The sequence below is a fragment of the Kitasatospora sp. NPDC101801 genome (assembly GCF_044766665.1).
In the GTDB taxonomy this organism is placed as follows: domain Bacteria; phylum Actinomycetota; class Actinomycetes; order Streptomycetales; family Streptomycetaceae; genus Kitasatospora.
This window is the reverse complement of record NZ_JBIWML010000008.1, coordinates 37,344-56,861: the sequence shown is the minus strand read 5'-3', so window position 1 is coordinate 56,861 and position 19,518 is coordinate 37,344. Positions and strand designations below refer to the sequence as shown.

The following is a 19,518-nucleotide window of genomic DNA, read 5'->3' as shown; positions in this document are numbered from 1 at the left end:
TGGGTGGTCAGGCACTTTCGCAGTGACCCGAACGCCAGACCTCCTCGCAGTTCCCCGAGCCCCTGGGTAGTCGACCGCTGAGCGCCTGCCAAAAGTGCGCAGCCCCGAGCCCCTGGACCGTAGATGCCCGAGCGCCCGCCTACAGCGCAGCGCCCGAGCCCCCTCCCTAGGCCGCCTTCGGCAGCGCCGCAGCCTCCGGCATCAGCCCAAGCCGCTGCCGCTTGCGCCCGAACCTCGGCATCCCCAGCGTGATGAACGCCTCCGCCTGCATCGCGGCGAAGCCGATCCGCGGCAGATCCCTGGTCTGCGGATACACCAGGAACCGCGGCTCCCACTCCGGCTGGAACTTCGCGTTGAACTTGTACAGCGACTCGATCTGGAACCACCGCGAGGAGAACACCAGCAGCCCCCGCCAGGCCCGCAGCACCGGCCCCGCCCCGATCCGCTCCCCGCGCGCGAGCGCCGAGCGGAACATCGCGAAGTTCAGCGAGACCCGCCGCACCCCGAGCGCCGGCACGGCCTGCAGGGCCGCCACGATCAGCAGCTCGTTCAGCCCCGGATCGGCCGCCCGGTCACGCCGCATCAGTTCCAGCGAGATGCCGTCGGCACCCCACGGGACGAAGTGCAGCACCGCCTTCAGGTCGTCGCCGCTCTCGCCCTCCTCGGGCGCCTTGTGGGCGGTGACCACCACGCAGTCGTCGTCGCCCGGGTCGCCGAACCGGCCGAGCGCCATCGAGAAGCCGCGCTCGGTGTCGGTGCCGCGCCAGCGGGCGGCGGCGTCGGCGATCCGGTGCTTCTCCTCCTGGCTGAGGTCCCCGACCCGGCGGACCTGGCAGGAGTAGCCGTTGCGCTCGATCCGCTTGACCATCTGCCGGACGTTGCGCATCGCCCGGCCGGAGAGCGAGAAGGTGGTGGCGTCGACGATCGCCTCGTCGCCGAGCTCGATCGCGTCCAGGCCCGCCTCCCGGGTCCAGATCTCGCCGCCCAGCTCGCTGCAGCCCATCACCGCGGGCACCCAGGCCCGCTCCCTGGCCTCGGCCATGAAGAGCTTGATCGCCCCGGGCCACGCCTCGTAGTCGCCGACCGGGTCGCCGGAGGCGAGCATCACGCCGGAGACCACCCGGTAGGAGATCGCCGCCTTGCCGGTCGGCGAGAACAGCACGCTCTTGTCCCGGCGCAGCGCGAAGTAGCCCAGCGAGTCCCGGGCCCCGTGCTTGTCGAGCAGCGCCCGGACCCTGACCTCGTCCTCGGCGGTCAGCTCCGGCTGCGGCCGCTCCGGCCGCAGCGCCAGGTACGCGGTGGTGCCCGCGGTCAGCAGGCCGAGCGCGCCCAGCGAGTAGCCGACGTACCAGGCGACCCGGTCGTTGCGGTAGTCGATCGGGCCCTCGAAGCCGAACAGGCCGTACGCCACGTGCTGCAGCCGCTCGAACAGGCCCGGGTCACCGATCTCGGCCCCGTGCCTGACACCGACGATCACCAGGCCGAGCCCGACGCTGACCAGGGTCAGCAGGACGAACGCGACCACCGCCCGCCAGCGGGTGCGCGGGTCGGCCTTGGCGTAGAACTCGCGGTGGTGCACCAGCAGCACCACGAACAGCACCAGCGAGATCACCGCCGGACCGACCTGGTGCCAGCGCAGCAGGTGCAGGCCGGCCCCGATCGGAAGCAGCACGCAGACCGCGCGCCAGGCCCGGCGCTTCCGGCGGCGCAGGGCGTGCGCCAGTATCACCAGCAGCAGGCCGACCATCAGGGTGCCCGCCGCGGCCAGCGTGGTGGTGCCGCCGGGCAGCTGGCCGGCCAGCCAGTGCATCTTGGTGTTGCGCAGCTTGGGGAACACCGCACAGGCGATGTCGACGAGACCGATCAGCAGCGCGGCGTACCCGACCGCACCGGGCAGCCAGGCACGGGGCACCGAGGCGGCCTGCGTCCGCAGGTGCTGGAACCTGCGGCGCGGCTGCTCCTCCGGCGCCTCGACGGACGGCTCAACGGACACTGGAACGCTCATGGAGAGTCAGCGTAGGTGCTGTGGCGGTCCGTTCTGTCACTCCGTAGGAGGAGTCGTGATGAACCTTCATGACAAATCCTTGATCTGGCAATCGGACCGTCAAGTTGGAGCCCCAGTACGGTAGTTGCTGGAGCCCCCGGCGACGGCAGAGCCCTGGGGACGGGTGCGCCCGCCCCGCCGAACGGCGGGTGGGGGCCTGGTGGTGCACGCGGGGCGCGGATCGGCGCCGCACACGGGTGGACGCCGCATTCTAGGCCCTCGGTTGCGCCCCCGGAGCCCCGGTGGCGGCTACCCGTCCGGCGCAGCTCCGGTGGCCCCGGCCCGGCCGCTCGCCGCACGATGTTCCGGGACCCCGGTGCGACCGGCTCGGGTCAGGCCACCGACCGGACCGCCGTGCTGACGGAAGTTCAGTAGGAGAGATCCATGCTCAGTACCCGTGCGCTCTTCCACCAGATCTACGCCCACGACGAGGCGTACCAGCTGTTCTGCAGCGTCGCGGCCGGCGGCGAGGACCAGGGCGGCTGGGAGAACGAGCGGATCACCGAACTCACCACCGACCCGGTGCTCGCCCCCAAGATCGCCCGGCACGGCGCGGACGAGCGCAAGCACGGCCGGATCTTCACCCAGCTGCTCAACAAGCGTGGCCTGAGCAAGGTCTCGATCCCGCTCGACACCGACTACTGCATGCTGCTCGAACGCCAGGGCATCGGCCTCTCCCACCACCGCCTGAAGTCCGCCACCCCGCTCGACGACCGGGAGATCATCACCTACCTGGCCCACAGCCGGGTCACCGAGCAGCGTGCCTCGGAACAGATGCGGCAGCTGGTGAAGGCGTACAGCTCCAACCCGGAGCTCGAGAAGGCGCTCCGGATGATCTCCGCCGACGAGGACAACCACCTGGCGTACTGCCACGAGGAGCTGCTCCGGCTCGCGGCGGCGGGCCACGAGCCGTACATCCGGCACACCCTGGAGTCGATCGCGCGGGCCGAGATCCGCACCCACCGCGACGTCGGGCTGGCCGTGATGGGCGCGATGGGACGCATCCTCCGGTGGCCCCGCTACCAGCGGCTCCTGCTGGCGGCCGGCCTGCACGTCCTCTACCTCTACGAACGCACCGTCGGCTGGCGCCGGATGGTCACCCTCGCGATGCCCGCCAAACGCAACGCCCTCGGCTGAGGCCGCCTGGCTCCGGGCATCGGCCCGGCACTGCCCAGGGGCTCGGGGCTCCGCTGATCTGCGGCCCGCCGCCCGGGCGAGGAGATCCGGCGCCGGGGTCACGGCGAAAGTGCCTGACCACCCACGCGACGATCACCGTGCCCGGGCCGGCGTCGCCCCCGCGGCGGAGCCGCACATCAGCAGGGCCCCGGGCCCCTGCTTCGTCCGAGGCGTCTGCCAAGCCCCGGAGGGCCGGTTACCGGCCGATGATCAGGCTCATCGCCTCGGCGCGGGTGGCCGGGTCGCGGAGCTGCCCGCGGACCGCGGAGGTGATGGTCTTGGCGCCGACCTTGCGGATGCCCCGCATCGACATGCACATGTGCTCGCACTCGATGACGACGATGGCACCCCGCGGCTCCAGGATCCGCATCAGCGAATCCGCCACCTGGCTGGTCAGCCGCTCCTGGACCTGGGGGCGGCGGGCGTAGACGTCGACCAGGCGGGCCAGCTTGGAGAGGCCGGTGATCTTGCCGCTGGTGGACGGGATGTACCCGACGTGCGCGACGCCGCGGAACGGCACCAGGTGGTGCTCGCAGGTGGAGAACACCTCGATGTCCTTGACCAGCACCATCTCGTCGTGGCCGAGGTCGAAGGTGGTGGTGAGGACGTCCTCCGGCTCCTGCCAGAGCCCGGCGAATATCTCCTTGTACGCGCGGGCCACCCGGGCCGGGGTCTCCAGCAGGCCCTCGCGGTCCGGGTCCTCACCGATCGCGAGCAGCAGCTCGCGGACCGCGTTCTCGGCCCGCTTCTGGTCGAACGTCCCGATGGCGGCGGCGTCCTGCTCCAGGGTCACCGGGTCGATCATCTGTGCCTCGCTTGGTTCAAGGGGAAGGGCCGACAGCACGAATGCCGCGCCTCCAGGGTACAAACCCTGGTGGCGCGGCATCCATTCCGTACGGTCGGTCAGCTCTCGGCCGGGGCCTCGGGCTGCTTGACCGTGTCGACCACCGGGGCGGCGATCTCCGACTGGGCGGCGTTGGTGAGCGCCAGCTCCTTCGGGGACTGCACGGGCGGACGGGTGGACGGCGTACGACGGGATGAGCCCGTCCAGGCCGGCCGGGCCGGGCGCCTGACGATGGAGCGGAAGATCTCGGCGATCTGCTCCTTGTTCAGGGTCTCCTTCTCGAGGAGTTCCAGCACCAGGTTGTCGAGCACGTCGCGGTTCTCGACCAGGATCTCCCAGGCCTCGTTGTGCGCGTTCTCGATCAGCTTCTTGACCTCCTCGTCCACCAGCCCGGCGACCTCTTCCGAGTAGTCGCGCTGGTGGCCCATCTCGCGGCCCAGGAACGGCTCGGAGTCACTCGTGCCGAACTTGATCGCACCCAGCCGCTCGGTCATCCCGTACTGGGTGACCATGGCGCGGGCGGTGGCGGTGGCCTTCTCGATGTCGTTCGAGGCGCCGGTGGTCGGGTCGTGGAAGACCAGCTCCTCCGCCGCGCGCCCGCCCAGCATGTACGCCAGCTGGTCGAGCATCTCGTTGCGAGTGGTCGAGTACTTGTCCTCGTCCGGGAGCACCATGGTGTAACCCAGGGCCCGGCCGCGGGACAGGATGGTGATCTTGTGCACCGGGTCCGCGTTGGGGGAAGCCGCCGCGACCAGGGCGTGACCGCCCTCGTGGTACGCGGTGATCTTCTTCTCCTTGTCGGACATGATCCGGGTGCGCTTCTGCGGTCCGGCGACGACCCGGTCGATGGCCTCGTCCAGGATGTTGTTGTCGATCAGCTTCTTGTCCGAACGGGCCGTCAGGAGGGCGGCTTCGTTCAGGACGTTGGAGAGATCGGCACCGGTGAAGCCGGGGGTGCGCTTGGCGACGGCCTTGAGGTCGACGTCCGGCGCGACCGGCTTGCCCTTCTGGTGCACCTTGAGGATCTCCAGGCGGCCCATCAGGTCCGGGCGGTCGACCGCGATCTGGCGGTCGAAACGGCCGGGGCGCAGCAGCGCCGGGTCGAGGATGTCCGGGCGGTTGGTGGCGGCGATCAGGATGACGCCGCCCTTCACGTCGAAACCGTCCATCTCGACCAGCAGCTGGTTGAGGGTCTGCTCGCGCTCGTCGTGACCGCCGCCGAGGCCGGCCCCGCGGTGCCGGCCGACCGCGTCGATCTCGTCGACGAAGACGATCGCCGGAGCGTTCGCCTTGGCCTGCTCGAACAGGTCGCGGACCCGGGAGGCACCGACACCGACGAACATCTCGACGAAGTCCGAGCCGGAGATCGAGTAGAACGGGACGCCCGCCTCGCCGGCCACGGCACGCGCCAGCAGGGTCTTGCCCGTCCCGGGCGGGCCGTACAGCAGCACGCCCTTGGGGATCTTGGCACCGACCGCCTGGAACTTGGCCGGCTCCTGCAGGAACTCCTTGATCTCGTGGAGCTCCTCGACCGCCTCGTCGGCGCCCGCGACGTCGGAGAAGGTGGTCTTCGGGGTGTCCTTGGTCAGCAGCTTGGCCTTGGACTTGCCGAACTGCATGACCCGCGAGCCGCCACCCTGCATCTGGTTCATCAGGAAGAGGAAGACCAGCACGATGATGACGATCGGCAGCATCGACAGCAGGACGCTGACGAAGGTCGACTGCTTCTCGGGGACGACGGTGTAACCGTTGGGAACCAGGCCGGGGTTCTTGCTCAGGTCGTCCGCGACAGCGGCGCCCTGGTCTCCGATGTACGAGGCCTGGAACTTGGAGCCGGAGGGAACCTTGCCATTGCTGCCAACCGGCAGCTTCTGACCGTCCCTCAGCTCGACCTTGATCAGATTCGAGTCGCCGGTGGTGATCTGCACCGACTTCGCCTGATTGTTGTTGATCGCAGCCACGATCTGGCTGGTGTCCACCGTCTTGGAGCCGCTCGAGTCGGAGACGACCTGCATCAGCACAATGACGGCTAGGACGGCCAGCACGATCCACATGATCGGCGCACGGAAGTATCGTTTGACGTCCATCCATGCGGGGCGTTTCCGCCCCGTCCCTCCTGCCACTCAACGGCGCTGCACGGCTGTGGGCCGTCGGCGCATTCCGGGTATGTGCTCATCAGAAGAGCGGTTAATGGGACCGTACCGCAGTCCTCTCCACCCGAGGCGAGAGCACCACGACTACGACGTATTTTCCTACCCCGGCACAACGGGCGGGAACATCGCACTGTTCCCGCCCGTCGCCCGATTGGGGCAGCTGTCGTCGGACGGTCCGTCAGCCCCCGTAGACGTGCGGGGCCAGCGTGCCGATGAACGGCAGGTTGCGGAGCTTCTCCGCGTAGTCCAGGCCGTAGCCGACCACGAACTCGTTCGGGATGTCGAACCCGACGTACTTGACGTCGATCTCGACCTTGGCCGCGTCGGGCTTGCGGAGCAGCGTGCAGACCTCCAGCGAGGCCGGGCCGCGCGAGCCCAGGTTGCCCAGCAGCCAGGACAGCGTCAGACCGGAGTCGATGATGTCCTCGACGATCAGGACGTCCCGGCCGGCGATGTCGGTGTCGAGGTCCTTCAGGATCCGGACCACGCCGGAGGACTTGGTGCCCATCCCGTAGGAGGAGACCGCCATCCAGTCCATCGTCACCTGCGAGTGCAGCGCGCGGGCCAGGTCGGCCATCACCATCACGGCGCCCTTGAGCACGCCGACGATCAGCAGATCCCGTCCGGCGTAGTCCTGGTCGATCCGCTCGGCCAGCTCAAGCAGCTTGGCGTCGATCTCGTCCTTGCTGATGAGCACCTTCGCCAGGTCGGCGCCCATGTCGTTGTGATCCACCGGGGATACGTCCTCAAACGTTCGGGGTCCTGTGTCGGCGGCGGCCCTGCGACCAGGTGTTCACTCGTCAGTCGCTCTGTCGCCGAAACACCAGCGTGCCACACCTACGGGTGACCTCCACGCCACCGGGTAGGTGCAACGGCCCCTGGCCGCGCCAGCCGGTCACCAGCAGGTCCACGGTTTCCAGGTGACGGGCGAACAGGTCACCGGCCGGGCAGCCCGCCCTGAGCGCGGCCCGGCGGAGCAGTCGGCGGCGGACCGCCGAGGGCAGTTCGGCCAGCTTTGTGACGTCCAGCGCCCCTTCGGCCGTCCGGAGGTCGCGCTCGGCCAGCGCGGCCCACTGGTCCAGCGCGTCCGCGTCGTCCCGGAACAGCCGGGCGGTCCTGGCCAGCGCCTCGACCACGCCGGCGCCGAGGTGCTTCTCCAGCACCGGCAGCACCTCGTGCCTGACCCGGGAGCGGGTGTAGGCCGGGTCGCTGTTGTGCGGGTCGTCCCAGACCGGGATCGACTGGGCGGAGCAGGCCTGCCGGGTGGCGGCCCGGTCGAGCTCCAGCAGCGGGCGGCGGTAGCGGCCCTTCTGGGCGGGCATCCCGGCCAGCGAACGGGAGCCGGAGCCCCGGGCCAGGCCGAGCAGCACGGTCTCCGCCTGGTCGTCCCTGGTGTGACCGAGCAGCACGGCCGCCGCGCCGAGCCGTTCGGCGGCGTCGTCCAGCGCGGCGTACCTGGCCTCCCGGGCGGCGTTCTCCGGGCCGCCCTGACGGCCCACCAGGACCGGGACCGCCTCCACCGGGTCCAGACCCAGCTCGCGCAGCCGCTCGGCGACCTGCTGGGCCCGCTCGGCCGAACCGGCCTGGAGTCCGTGATCCACCGTCACCGCACCGACCCGCAGGCCGAGCTTGGGCGCCTCGAAGGCGGTCGCGGTGGCCAGTGCCATCGAGTCGGCGCCGCCGCTGACCGCGACCAGCACCAGCGGCGAACCGGGCGCGGCGGGGGTGCGGGGCAGGCCGGAGGGGTGTCGGCGGGCGTTGCCGATCAGGGTGGTGACACCGGCGGCACCGCTCAGGGCGAGCTCGGACGGGCGGCTGCGGGGCGCCCGGGCGGCCGGGGTGGTCTCGCCCAGGTCTGCGGCGAGTTCGGCGAGGGTACGGCGGACGGCGAGGCGTATCGCCGCGACAGCGGGGTGTGGTCCCACGGGTAAGCACTCCTTGGCGGAGAGGCGGAGCAGATGGTGACGCGGCGTCAGCGCACGGTCACCGGGTGCTCACAGATGGTCGCAGAATCCGGGCACCGGCTACGCCACCCGCGCCACCGGTACGACCACCGTCCCACGTACGAGTGAATGAAGAAACGTTCATCCGCAGCCAACGGGTCAACCGGCGCGAACGTACGGACGACCCGGCCGCCCGGACCGGTCTCAGGCGGTGACCCGGGCCACCCAGGCGCCCGGATTGTGGATCTCGTCACGGGTCGGCAGCGTGTTCGGCGAGGTCCAGACCCGGTTGAAGCCGTCCATCCCGACCCGGTCCACCACGCCCCGGACGAAGACCGCCCCGTCCTGGTACTGCCGCAGCTTGGCGTCCATCCCGAGCAGCCGCCGGACCACCAGGTCCAGCCGGCCGGCGCCACCGGCCCGGCGCCGCTGGAACTTCTCCCGGATCTCCGCCACGCTCGGCACCACGGCGGGGCCCACCCCGTCCATCACCACGTCGGCGTGCCCCTCCAGCAGGGACATCACCGCCGTCAGCCGGTTCAGCGTGTCCCGCTGCTGCGGGGACTGGACCACCTCCAGCAGACTCCCCCGGCGCTCCTCCCCCCGCCCGGCCAGCAGGTCCCTGGCCCGGTCAAGCAGCGCCACCGGGTCGACGTCGGTCTGCGCCAGGAAGGACTGCACCTCGGACTGGATGTGGTCGCGCAGCCACGGGACGGCGGTGAACTGGGTCCGGTGGGTCTCCTCGTGCAGGCAGACCCAGAGCCGGAAGTCGTGCGGGTTCACGTCCAGCTCGCGCTCGACCTGGACGATGTTCGGCGCCACCAGCAGCAGCCGCCCCGGGGTCAGCGGCGGGAGCGCCTGCCGCGGCGTCTCCAGGATCCCGGCCGGACTGTCCGGCGCCACCGGCAGCGCACCGGGGAACTCGGCCGGGGCGAAGGTCTCGTACTGACCGAGCACCTTACCCGACAGGAACGCCAGCACCGCACCGACCTCGACCCCGGTGGCCTTCTCGCCGAGCGAGCCCAGCGCCGCCGAACCGGGCGAGTCCGAGCGACGCGACTGCAACTTCTCCACCAGCGGCCGGACGACGGTCCGGAAGCCCGCCACGTTGGCTCTGATCCACCCCGGCCGGTCCACCACCAGCACCGGGGTGGCGGCCGTGGTCAGCAGGCTGCTCGATCCCATCCGGGTGAAGGCGCGGACGTGTTCCTCCGCCTCCAGCGCGTGCCGCCGGAGCTCCGAGACCACCGCCCGTGCCTCGGCCCGACTCACCTCCGGACCCGACCTCGCCAGCCGGGTCGCCGTCGCGACCGCGAGATCCCAGTCGACCATCCCAGCCCCGCCGCTAGCGCTCGTCATGCCCTCACCGTACGGGACCACCAGCGGCTCGGGCAGATGCTTCGGGGCTGCGCTGTAGGCAGGGCGTTCAGTTGCACTGCCCAGGGGCTCGGGGAACTGCGAGGGGATCTGGCGTGCGGGTCACTGCGAAAGTCCCTGAGCACCTACGCGACGATCACCTTGCAAGGGCCGGCGTCGCCCACGCGGCGGAGCCGCACAACAGCAGAGCCCCTGACTCTCCCGAACCACCTGCCAAGAGGCCGGTGTCGCCCACGCGGCGGAGCCGCACAACAGCAGAGCCCCTGACTCTCCCGAACCACCTGCCAAGAGGCCGGCGTCGCCCACGCGGCGGAGCCGCACAACAGCACAGCCCCGAGCCCCTGACTCCGTAGCGGGCTGGGCACCTGCCTAGTGGCAGCCGCAGGTGGCGAGTTGGCCGACGACCCGGTCGACGGCCGCGCGGGCCGCGTCGGGTGCGGCCGTGGTGCGGGTCATCAGGGCGAAGGCGAGTGCCCGGCCCTCGGCGTCCAGGACGGTGCCCGCCAGGGTGTGGATGCCGCTGCCGGCCAGGGTGCCGGTCTTGGCCCGGACGATGCCGATGCCGTTCTGCGCCCGGGTCGCGACGCCGAACCGGCTGAGCAGCGTCCCGGTGAAGCCGGCGATCGGCAGGCCGGTGAGCACCGGCCGCAGCCGCGGCTGCTCGGGTGAGGCGGCCAGCGCCAGCACCTTGGAGAGCACCAGCGGCGAGATCTGGTTGCCGGTGTGCAGACCGCTGCCGTCGTGCAGGACCACGCCCGCCATCGGGACGCCGAGCTTCTCCAGGGTCAGCCGGGTGGCGGCGAAGGCGCCCTCGAAGCTCGCGGGCTGCTTGGCGGCGATCGCGACCTGACGGGCCATCGCCTCGCTGAGGGTGTTGTCCGAGGTGGTGAGCAGGCGTTCGACCAGCCGGGCGACGGTGGGCGACTCGACGGCGGCGACCGGCTGGGCGCCGGCCGCGGCGACCACGCCGGGCTTGGGCTTGCCCTGGACGGTCACGCCCTCGGCGCCGAGCGCCGCGGCGAAGGCGTCGGCGGCCTGGCCGGCCGGGTCGAAGACCCGGGCCGGGGCCTCGTCGGGGGACTTCGGGTCGATCCGGCCCTCGTTCACCATCAGCGGGGTGACGGTGGCGATGTTCATCGCGTCGTGCTGCGGGTGATTCGCCGGGCCGGTGTACATCGAGACGTCGAAGCCGAGCTTGACCGAGCTCAGCCCGGCCGCCTTGAGGGCGGCGGCGGTCCGCTTGGCCAGCTCGGCCACGGTGGCGGGGGCGGTGTCGGGGTCCACCGGCAGGCCGCCGACCTTGACCTGGTCGGCGGGCAGCGTGGACAGGGTCGGGTCGCCGCCGCCGACCAGCACGATCTCGTCCGGTGCGGTGCCCTTGACCACCTTGGTGGTCAGCCGGGTGTCGCCGGGGATCAGCTCGAGCGCGGCCAGCGCGGTGAGCAGCTTGGTGGTGGAGGCGGGGGTGGCCGGGGTGTTCTCGCCCGCGCCGTACAGCAGTTGGCCGGTGGCTCCGTCGGTGATGGCGAAGTTGAGGGTGCCGAGCGCCTTGTCCTGGAGCAGCGCGGCCAGGTCGCGCTGGAGTCCGGCGGTGGTCGGCATGCCCTCCGCCCCGGTCGTGCTGGCGGCCAGCACCGGACCGCCGGTGGCAACGGCCTTGAGCCCGGCGGCGGTCGGCGGCTGCGGCGTACCGCTGCCGGTCTTCCCGGGCGTCGCGCCCGGGCTGGGATCGGCCCACGCCGGACTCAGCGCACTCGCCGTCAGCGCCACCCCGAGCATCCCGGCGAGCGCCATCCGGCGACCACGCCCCACCCCTGCACCTCGCTGCACCGACCGGCCCCTTTCCTGAGCACACCCTCCCGTAGGAGACACTTGGATTCTGTCAGTCCCTACCTTGGAGGAACCGTTGGAGTTCGACGTCCTGATCGAGATTCCGAAGGGCTCGCGGAACAAGTACGAGGTCGACCATGAGACCGGTCGCCTCCGTCTGGACCGGATGCTCTTCACCTCGACCCGCTACCCGGCCGACTACGGCTACGTCGAGGGCACCCTCGCGGACGACGGCGACCCGCTGGACGCGCTGGTCATCCTGGAGGAGCCGACCTTCCCGGGTTGCCTGATCAAGTGCCGCGCCATCGGTATGTTCAAGATGACCGACGAGGCCGGCGGCGACGACAAGCTGCTCTGCGTCCCGGCGACGGACCCGCGCTGGGAGCACCTGCAGGACATCCAGCACGTGTCGGAGTTCGACCGCCTGGAGATCCAGCACTTCTTCGAGGTCTACAAGGACCTGGAGCCCGGCAAGTCCGTCGAGGGCGCCGACTGGGTCGGCCGCGTCGAGGCCGAGGCCGAGATCGTCGCCTCGATCAAGCGCCACGAGGAGTCCGGCCACTGAGCCCGGCACCGACACCGGCCCAGCGGGCCACCCCGGCCGGGGCGAGCAGAGATGCTCGCCCCGGCCGTTTTTCTGTCCTTCGGCGGTAGTCGGTACCGATGCGGGCGGCCCGGTGCCGGCACTTTTCCCGACAGCCTGTCGGCATCATGTTGACTTAGGTAAGGCTAACCATAAGAATCAGGGCCAGCATCCGCCCCAACCGGAGGTCCGCATGACCAGCCCTGAGCCCACCCCGTTCTCCGTCGTGCTGCGCACCGCCAGTGCCGCCGAGCACGAGGCCGCCGAATCCTCCTCGTTCATGGGGCATTTGCTCAACGGGCGGCTAGGTGTGGAGGCCTACGCGGAGCTCTCGGGGCAGCTCTGGTTCGTCTACCGGGCACTGGAGGGCCGGGCCGCCGAGCTCGCCGAGCACCCGGTGATCGGTCCGTTCATCGACCCGGCGCTGTTCCGCACCGCCGCCCTGGAGGCCGACCTGCTGCACCTGCGCGGCGCCGACTGGCAGGCCGGGCTGACCGCCTCGCCCGCCACCGCCGCGTACGTGGCCCGGCTGGAGCAGCTGATCGACACCTGGCCGGCCGGGTACCTGGCCCACCACTACACCCGCTACCTGGGTGACCTGTCGGGCGGTCAGATCATCCGTGGCATAGCCGAGAAGACCTGGGGCTTCGAGAAGAAGGGCCCCGGGGTGCACTTCTACGTCTTCGAGCAGGTCGAGAACCCGGCCGCGTTCAAGCGCGACTACCGCTCCAGGCTCGACGCGGCCGGCGAGGCGCTGGACGAGGTGGAGCGCCGCCGGGTGACCGACGAGACCAAGAAGGCGTTCGCGCTGAACGGCGCGATCTTCTCGGACCTGGACCTGCGCTACCCGCTCAGCGCCTGATTCCTCAACACCGTTGCCCCCTGGTGAAGTTCACCAGGGGGCAACGGCGTCTGCCGGTCCTACCTGACGGTGCGACGGCGCAGCAGCACCGTGGTGCCGCCACCGAGCAGCAGCAGCCCGGCCGCCGTGGCGACCAGCGGGACTATCGGGGTGTCCATCCCGGTGGAGGCCAGCTCGCCGCCGGTGGAGCCGCCGCTGCTGGTCAGCACCGCGCCGCCGCCGGTGCTGCCGCCCGGGGCCGGGGCAGGGGTGACCGTACCGCCGGTGCCCGGGGCCGGGGTGGGCACCGTGGCGCCCTTGTCGAAGACCAGCGAGGCGGTGACCGGGTCGAGCGCCGCACCGGCCTGGTAGAAGCCGCTGAAGACCGAGGCGCCCTCGGCCGTCAGGGCGGCCGGGAGCTGATGGAGCGTCACCACGCCGTTGACCGGCGCAAAGTTGGCCTTGGACACGTCCAGCGCGGCGACCTTGGCACCCTTGAGCTCGGTCACCTTGCCGTCCAGCGCCTTGGACTTCACGTCGGCGGTCAGGAACGCCCCACCCTGCTCCACCCGCAAACCGAGATCCGCGAAGGTCAGGTCGAGCTCGTAGCCGCCGTCCTTCGGGTGGGCGAGGAAGCGCACCGAACCCTTGAACCCGGCCGTCACCCCGTGCGTCTTGGTGTTGTACGCGCCGCTGCCGCCGCCGAACCGGAAGTCGGCCGCACCGGCGCCGAACTCCACCTTGCCCGCAGCGGCCGGGGTCTTCAGGTAGGCACGGAAGGACTCCTTCACGCCCCAGTCCAACGCACCGTCCAGGATCGGCAGTTCGGCGGGTGCCTGGGTCGGTGAGGCACTCGCGGACGGCGAGGCGGGGGCGGACGGCGAGGCGCTCGCCGACGGCGAAGCAGAGGGCGAAGCGGAGGGCGACGGGGCGGTCTTCCGGAAGGCGAGCGTGGCGCTGACCGGGTCGAGCGCGGTACCGGCGCCGTAGAAGCCACCGAAGGCAGCCGCACCGTCGGCGGTCAGGGTGGCCGGCAGCTCGGTCAGCGTCACCACCCCGTTGACCGGCGCGAAGTTGGCCTTGGACACGTCCAGCGCGGCTGTCCGGACGCCCTTGAGCTCGGTCACCTTGCCGTCCAGCGCCTTGGACTTCACATCGGCGGTCAGGAACGCCCCACCCTGGTCCACCGCGACGGCCAGGTTGGCGAAGGTCAGGTCGAGCTCGTAGCCGCCGTCCTTCGGGTGGCCGAGGAAGCGCACCGAGCCCTGGTACCCGGCCGTGACGGCGTGGGTCCTGGTGTCGTACGCGCCGCTGCCGCCGCCGAACCGGAAGTCGGCCGCACCGGCGCCGAACTCCACCTTGCCCGCAGCGGCCGGGCTGGTCAGGTAGCTGACGAAGGACTTCTTGACGCCCCAGTTCAGGACGCCGTCCACGATCGGCAGTTCGGACGGCGCGCTCGGGCTCGCCGACGCAGAGGCCGAAGCCGAAGCCGATGCCGAGGGAGAAGGAGAGGGAGAGGCCGAGGCGGACGGGCTCGCGGACGGCGACGGCGTCGACTTGGTCAGCACCAGCTTGACCGGGTCCATCGCCGCACCGGCCTGGTAGAAGCCGCCGAACGCCTTGGAGCCGTCCTCGGTCAGCGTGGTCGGGGTGGCCACCCCGGTGGTGGTGTCGCGGCCGACCGCGAAGGTGACCAGCGGGACGTCCGAGCGCGTGACCAGCTTGGTGCTCTTCGCCTTGGTGGTCGGGTCCTCGGTGGTCTCGGCGGTCACCGCGTCCACCGTGATGGTGCCGGTGGAGCCCGCGGTGGTGAGCTTGAAGTCGGTCAGCGCGATGTCCAACTGGCCCTGGTGGCCGGTGAAGTGGAGTCCGCCGGTGAAGGCACCGCTGAGCGTGTGGGCGGTGCCGTCGTACGCGCCGCTGCCGTCCAGGTGGAAGCTGCCCTCGGCGTTCCGGGTGGTGCCGCCGGTCAGCTCGATCTTGCCGCCCTGGGAGGCGGGGCCCTCCAGGTACTTGCGGAAGGACTCCTTGACGCCCCAGTCCAGCGAGCCCTGGTCGTAGACCACCGTGCCGGGCCCCGCGCCGAAGGCCACCGACGGCATGCCGAGTGCGGTCAGACCGAGCCCGACCACGACGGCGGCCAGGGCCGGAAGAGGGGTGCGGTTGCGGCGGGCGATCTTGGCGGTGACGGACATGGTGCTGGTACTCCTTCGGGAACGGCGGCGGGGAAGAGTTCAGACGGTCCGGCGACGCCGGACCAGCAGGGTGACGGCCACGGCCGTACCGGCGGCCGTCACTCCGCCGCCGACGGCGATCCACGGCCAGGGCGAGGACCCCTGGCCGGTGACCGCCGCGACCGGCGCAGCGGACGCCGGGGCGGCGGGGGTGACGGTCGGGGTGCTGCCGAGGTTCGGCAGCGGGGGGAGGGTGGCGGCCGGGTCGAGGGCGACGGCGAAGCTCAGCGGGTCCATCGCGGTGCCCGCCGGGTAGAGCCCGCCGAACGCCTTGGCGCCGTCCTCGGTGAGCAGCAGCGGGAGGTCGGTCGCCTTGAGCAGACCGCCCTCGGGCTTGAGCGCGGCCGCGTCGAAGGTGCCGAGCGGGACGGCCAGGAGCTGCTGGGCCGCACCGCTCACCGTCCTGCCGGACACGTCGGCCAGCAGCGTGCCCTTGCCCCCGGCCACCTTCACCGCAGGGTTGGTCAGGCTCAGGTCGAGCCCGTACACGTCGCCGGTCTTCATGCCGCGGAACCGGACGGCGCCGGTGAAGGCGGCGGTCAGTTCGCCGGTGGCCGGGTCGTAGCTGCCCTTGGCCGGGGTCCAGCGGAAGAACGCGCCGCCGTCGGCGGCGCCGTCGGCCGGCTGCCAGTCGCCCTTGGCGATGGTGCCGGTGACGTAGTCCCGGAAGGTCCGGCGGACGCCCCAGTCGAGCGCGCCCTGGGCGAACTCGGTCCGGGTCGCGGCCGGCGGGGCCGCCGGGGTCTCGGTGGCGGCGGCCGGGGGCGGCGGCGTGGTCGCCGGGGTGCCGGCCGGCGGGGTGGACGGGGCGGCCGGGGTGGCAGCGGCGGCGGCCTTGACGTCGACCGAGACGGTCAGCGGGTCCAGCGCGGTGCCGGCGGTGTAGAAGTTGCCGAACGCCACCGCGCCCGAAGCCGTCAGCGTGGTGGGCACGTTGGAGAGCGTCAGGGTGCCGGACCGGCCGCGCAGGTCGAGTCCGTCCAGGCCGAGGTCGACCAGCTTGGCCTGGGTGGCGTTGCTCACCACGCCGGTGTCCTTGGCCTTGCTGCTGACGTCGGCGTACAGGCCCGCGCCGCTGCCGCCGGCCTTCAGGGTGAACCGGCTGAGCTTCATGTCGAGGCCGTAACTGCCTTTGGCCTCATGGCCCTTGAAGGTGAACCCACCGGAGAAGGCGGCCGTCAGCGCACCGCTCTCCGGGTCGTACGTCCCGGTCGCCGAGTGGAACCGGAAGGCGCTGCCGCCGACCGTGGCCGCCCCACCGGTGAGACCCCAACTGCCCTTGGCGATAGGGCCGGTGACATAGCTGAGGAAGGACTGCTTCAACCCCCAGTCGAGCCGCCCGCCGGCGACCGTGCCGGACGCCGCCAGTGCCGGGGCACTCGGCAGGACGACCAGCAGCAGCGACGCGAGCACCGCGACCAGGGTGGCGGCAAGGCGGCGCAGACGTCGCGGTACGAGCATGGCGAAGCGCTCCTCGGCAGCATGGGTTCGGAGTGGGCTCAGCAGAGCCCCCCCTTGCGAATCTCAGGTAAGGCTAACCTAATATATGCGTCAAGAGTCACCCCGGGTCCACTGCGGCTTCCCGATCCGGACGTGTCAGCACCCAGCTAAGGAGCAGCAGTTGACCGGGACCATCCGAGACCGGGCCCGCGCGCTGGGCCTCGCCCTGCTGCTGGCCACCGTGGCCGCCTGCGGTGGCACCGCCGCCGGGTCCGGGACGGCGAAGGCCCCGGCCGCGCCCGACCGGGTCGAGCCGCTGGCCGCCGCCACCCCCGTGCTGCCCGCCACCGTCGCCTCGGCCGACGGCCGCCAGGTCACGGTGTCCGCCGCCGACCGGATCATCCCGCTCAGCGGCAGCCTGGCCGAGCTGGTGTTCAGCCTCGGCCTCGGTGACCGGGTGGTGGCCCGGGACGTCTCCACCACCTTCGAGCAGGCCGCCGCGCTGCCGGTGATCACCCAGGCGCACGACGTCTCCGCCGAGGGTGTGCTCTCGCTGCACCCCACCGTCGTGCTGGCCGACCGGTCCACCGGCCCGGCCGAGGCGATCGACCAGATCCGTGCTGCCGGGGTCCCGCTGATCGTGCTGGACGACGCCAAGCAGCTCTCCGACATCGACAGCCGGATCGCCAAGGTCGCCGCCGCCCTCGGAGTGCCGGACGCCGGAAGGCAGTTGACCGAGCGGACCGCCGCCCGCACCAAGGAGGTGCAGGCCGCCGTCCGGCCCACCGGCGCCAAGCCCAAGGTCGCCTTCCTCTACCTGCGCGGCAGCGCCTCGGTCTTCCTGCTCGGCGGCGCCGACTCCGGCGCCGGCTCGCTGATCGACGCGGTCGGCGGCGTGGACGCGGGCACCGCCTCCGGGCTGACCGGTGACTTCACCCCGCTCACCAGCGAGGCGCTGGTCAAGGCCGCCCCCGACGCCCTGCTGGTGATGAGCAAGGGCCTGGACTCGGTCGGCGGCATCGACGGGATGCTCAAGCTGCCCGGCGTCGCCCAGACCCCGGCCGGCCTCGACCGCCGGGTGGTCTCGGTGCCGGACGGCATCCTGCTCAGCTACGGCCCGCGCACCCCCGAGGTGCTCAGGTCGATCTCCGACCAGCTCTACGGGACCGCCAAGTGACCGCCACCGCCCTCCCGTTGACCCGCCCCAGGATCAGCCGAAGCACCCTGCTCACCGCCGGGCTCGGGCTCGCCCTGCTGGTCGCCGCGCTGCTCGCGGCCGGGGTCGGCGCGTACCGCATCCCGCTCGGCGACCTGCTCGCCTCGGTCGCGCACCGGGTCGGCCTCGGTGGCCACGCGCTCGACCGGGTGCCCGAGTCGGTGCTCTGGAACGTCCGCTTCCCCCGAGTGGTGCTGGCCCTCCTGGTCGGCGGCTCGCTCGGCTGCGCCGGCGCGCTGATGCAGGGCGTCTTCGGCAATCCGCTGGCCGAGCCCGGCGTGATCGGGGTGTCCTCCGGCGGCGCGGTCGGCGCGGTCGCCTGCATCGTGCTCGGCCTGGACGCGCTCGGCAGCTGGACGGTCACCGTCTTCGCCTTCGTCACCGGCCTGTTGACGGTCTTCGCGGTGTACGCGATGTCCCGCTCGGGCGGCCGGACCGAGGTGGTCACCCTAGTGCTCACCGGGGTCGCGGTGAACGCCTTCTGCGGCGCGCTGATCGGCATCTTCCTGTTCACCGCCGACAGCGCCGCGATCAACCAGGTGACCTTCTGGCAGCTCGGCTCGCTCTCCCAGGCGACCTGGGGCAAGGTGCTGGCGGTCCTGCCGTTCGCCCTGCTCGGCCTGGCCGTCGCGCCGTTCCACGCCCGGAAGCTGGACCTGCTGGCGCTCGGCGAGCGCCCGGCCAGGCACCTCGGCGTGGACGTCGAGCGGATGCGGCTGGTGCTGATCACCGTGGTGGCGCTGCTGACCGCCGCCGCCGTCTCGGTGAGCGGCATCATCGGCTTCGTCGGCCTGGTCGTCCCGCACCTGCTGCGGATGCTGGCCGGTCCCGGGCACCGCTTCCTGCTGCCCGGTAGCGCGCTGGCCGGCGCGCTGGTGCTGGTGCTCGGCGACCTGGCCGCCCGCACCCTGGCCCAGCCCGCCGAACTGCCGCTCGGCGTGCTCACGGCGCTGATCGGCAGCCCGTTCTTCTTCTGGCTGCTCCGCCGGACCCGTACCAAGCAAGGGGGTTGGGCGTGAAGCGACGCCGCCAGGTGCCCGAACGTCCGCTCCCGGGCGCCGAACTGCTCACCGCGGCCGGCCTCCGGCTGGAGGTCGAGGGCCGCGAACTGCTCGGCGGGGTGGACCTGGTGGTCCGGTCCGGCGAGGTGCTCGCCCTGCTCGGGCCGAACGGGGCCGGCAAGTCCACCCTGCTCTCGGTGCTGGCCGGGGATGTCGCCCCGACCTCCGGCACGGTCACCCTCGGCGGTCGCCCGCTGGCCGGCTACCGCCCGGCCGAACTCGCCCTGCACCGGGCGCTGCTGCCGCAGTCCGCCGCGCTCTCCTTCCCGTTCCCGGCCGGCGAGGTGGTCCGGATGGGCCGCGCGCCCTGGGCCGGTACGGCGGCCGAGCAGGAGGACGACGCGGCGGTGGCCGCCGCGCTGGCCGCGACCGAGTCGGCCGCCTTCGTGGACCGTCCGTTCACCGCGCTCTCCGGCGGCGAGCGGGCCAGGATCGCGCTGGCCCGGGTGCTCGCCCAGCGGGCCGCGCTGCTGCTGCTCGACGAGCCCACCGCCGCCCTCGACCTGCGCCACCAGGAGCTGGTGCTGCGGGTGGCCAGGGACCGCGCCGAGGCGGGCGACGCCGTGGTGGTGGTGCTGCACGACCTCTCGCTGGCCGCCGCCTACGCCGACCGCGTGGTGCTGCTCGCGGGCGGCCGCGCAGTGGCCGAAGGACCGGTCGCCGAGGTGCTGAACGCCCCGCTGCTGACCGAGGTGTACGCACACCCCGTGGACGTCTTCCCGCACCCGGTCAGCGGCGTCCCGCTGGTCCTGCCGTCCCGGCACTGAGCTGCCCGC

Annotated in this window: 15 protein-coding genes; 6 read left to right on the top strand and 9 right to left on the bottom strand. The window is 71.9% G+C overall.

From position 1 onward, the window contains the following. Positions 1 to 166: 166 nt before the first annotated feature. Positions 167 to 2,005, bottom strand: coding sequence for a phosphatidylglycerol lysyltransferase domain-containing protein (locus ACIRPK_RS12955; protein WP_403037024.1), 1,839 nt, complete (start codon positions 2,003 to 2,005; stop codon positions 167 to 169). A gap of 423 nt (positions 2,006 to 2,428) precedes the next feature. Here ACIRPK_RS12955 and ACIRPK_RS12950 point away from each other — a divergent pair, with 423 nt between their 5' ends. Further along, complete coding sequence (locus ACIRPK_RS12950) at positions 2,429 to 3,181, top strand: ferritin-like domain-containing protein (RefSeq protein ID WP_403037021.1); 753 nt, start codon at positions 2,429 to 2,431, stop codon at positions 3,179 to 3,181. A gap of 235 nt (positions 3,182 to 3,416) precedes the next feature. Here ACIRPK_RS12950 and folE read toward each other — a convergent pair whose 3' ends face one another. From folE to dacB, 6 genes are all read right to left on the bottom strand, one after another. Continuing rightward, positions 3,417 to 4,025, bottom strand: a complete 609-nt coding sequence (gene folE / locus ACIRPK_RS12945; RefSeq protein WP_403037018.1) for a GTP cyclohydrolase I FolE — start codon at positions 4,023 to 4,025, stop codon at positions 3,417 to 3,419. 98 nt (positions 4,026 to 4,123) lie between these two features. Next, on the bottom strand, positions 4,124 to 6,151 hold the full coding sequence (gene ftsH, locus ACIRPK_RS12940) for an ATP-dependent zinc metalloprotease FtsH (RefSeq protein ID WP_403037016.1): 2,028 nt from the start codon (positions 6,149 to 6,151) through the stop codon (positions 4,124 to 4,126). Positions 6,152 to 6,395: 244 nt separating this feature from the next. Then, entirely contained in the window at positions 6,396 to 6,950 is a 555-nt protein-coding gene (hpt, locus tag ACIRPK_RS12935; protein WP_350670525.1) for a hypoxanthine phosphoribosyltransferase, read from the bottom strand. A gap of 67 nt (positions 6,951 to 7,017) precedes the next feature. Then, the gene (gene tilS / locus ACIRPK_RS12930; protein WP_403037013.1) at positions 7,018 to 8,142 is read right to left on the bottom strand and encodes a tRNA lysidine(34) synthetase TilS; all 1,125 of its coding nucleotides are present in this window, start codon (positions 8,140 to 8,142) and stop codon (positions 7,018 to 7,020) included. A gap of 222 nt (positions 8,143 to 8,364) precedes the next feature. After that, entirely contained in the window at positions 8,365 to 9,519 is a 1,155-nt protein-coding gene (locus tag ACIRPK_RS12925) for a zinc-dependent metalloprotease (protein ID WP_403037010.1), read from the bottom strand. Positions 9,520 to 9,906: 387 nt separating this feature from the next. Next, positions 9,907 to 11,349: a D-alanyl-D-alanine carboxypeptidase/D-alanyl-D-alanine-endopeptidase gene (gene dacB / locus ACIRPK_RS12920; RefSeq protein ID WP_403037007.1), complete on the bottom strand. Its 1,443-nt coding sequence runs from the start codon at positions 11,347 to 11,349 to the stop codon at positions 9,907 to 9,909. Between the two features lie 94 nt (positions 11,350 to 11,443). Here dacB and ACIRPK_RS12915 point away from each other — a divergent pair, with 94 nt between their 5' ends. Both ACIRPK_RS12915 and ACIRPK_RS12910 read left to right on the top strand, forming a co-directional pair. Then, positions 11,444 to 11,932 (top strand): inorganic diphosphatase, encoded by a 489-nt coding sequence (locus tag ACIRPK_RS12915; protein WP_403037005.1) that lies wholly within the window; start codon positions 11,444 to 11,446, stop codon positions 11,930 to 11,932. A gap of 211 nt (positions 11,933 to 12,143) precedes the next feature. Continuing rightward, a complete protein-coding gene (locus ACIRPK_RS12910; protein ID WP_403037002.1) occupies positions 12,144 to 12,812 on the top strand; it encodes a heme oxygenase (biliverdin-producing) in 669 nt (222 codons plus the stop codon). A gap of 59 nt (positions 12,813 to 12,871) precedes the next feature. Here ACIRPK_RS12910 and ACIRPK_RS12905 read toward each other — a convergent pair whose 3' ends face one another. Together ACIRPK_RS12905 and ACIRPK_RS12900 are read right to left on the bottom strand one after the other, a co-directional pair. Further along, positions 12,872 to 14,986, bottom strand: a complete 2,115-nt coding sequence (locus tag ACIRPK_RS12905) for an HtaA domain-containing protein (protein WP_403036999.1) — start codon at positions 14,984 to 14,986, stop codon at positions 12,872 to 12,874. 39 nt (positions 14,987 to 15,025) lie between these two features. After that, positions 15,026 to 16,486: an HtaA domain-containing protein gene (locus tag ACIRPK_RS12900; protein WP_403036996.1), complete on the bottom strand. Its 1,461-nt coding sequence runs from the start codon at positions 16,484 to 16,486 to the stop codon at positions 15,026 to 15,028. A gap of 160 nt (positions 16,487 to 16,646) precedes the next feature. Between ACIRPK_RS12900 and ACIRPK_RS12895 the strand changes: the two genes are divergently transcribed. Genes ACIRPK_RS12895 through ACIRPK_RS12885 form a run of 3 tightly spaced genes read left to right on the top strand, consistent with a single transcriptional unit; the run spans position 16,647 to position 19,509 of the window. Then, entirely contained in the window at positions 16,647 to 17,642 is a 996-nt protein-coding gene (locus tag ACIRPK_RS12895) for a hemin ABC transporter substrate-binding protein (RefSeq protein WP_403036993.1), read from the top strand. After that, positions 17,639 to 18,700: a FecCD family ABC transporter permease gene (locus ACIRPK_RS12890; RefSeq protein ID WP_403036991.1), complete on the top strand. Its 1,062-nt coding sequence runs from the start codon at positions 17,639 to 17,641 to the stop codon at positions 18,698 to 18,700. Before ACIRPK_RS12895 ends, ACIRPK_RS12890 begins: the two co-directional genes overlap by 4 nt. Further along, positions 18,691 to 19,509: a heme ABC transporter ATP-binding protein gene (locus ACIRPK_RS12885; RefSeq protein ID WP_403036988.1), complete on the top strand. Its 819-nt coding sequence runs from the start codon at positions 18,691 to 18,693 to the stop codon at positions 19,507 to 19,509. The genes ACIRPK_RS12890 and ACIRPK_RS12885 overlap by 10 nt, the downstream gene beginning before the upstream one ends. Positions 19,510 to 19,518: the final 9 nt, after the last annotated feature.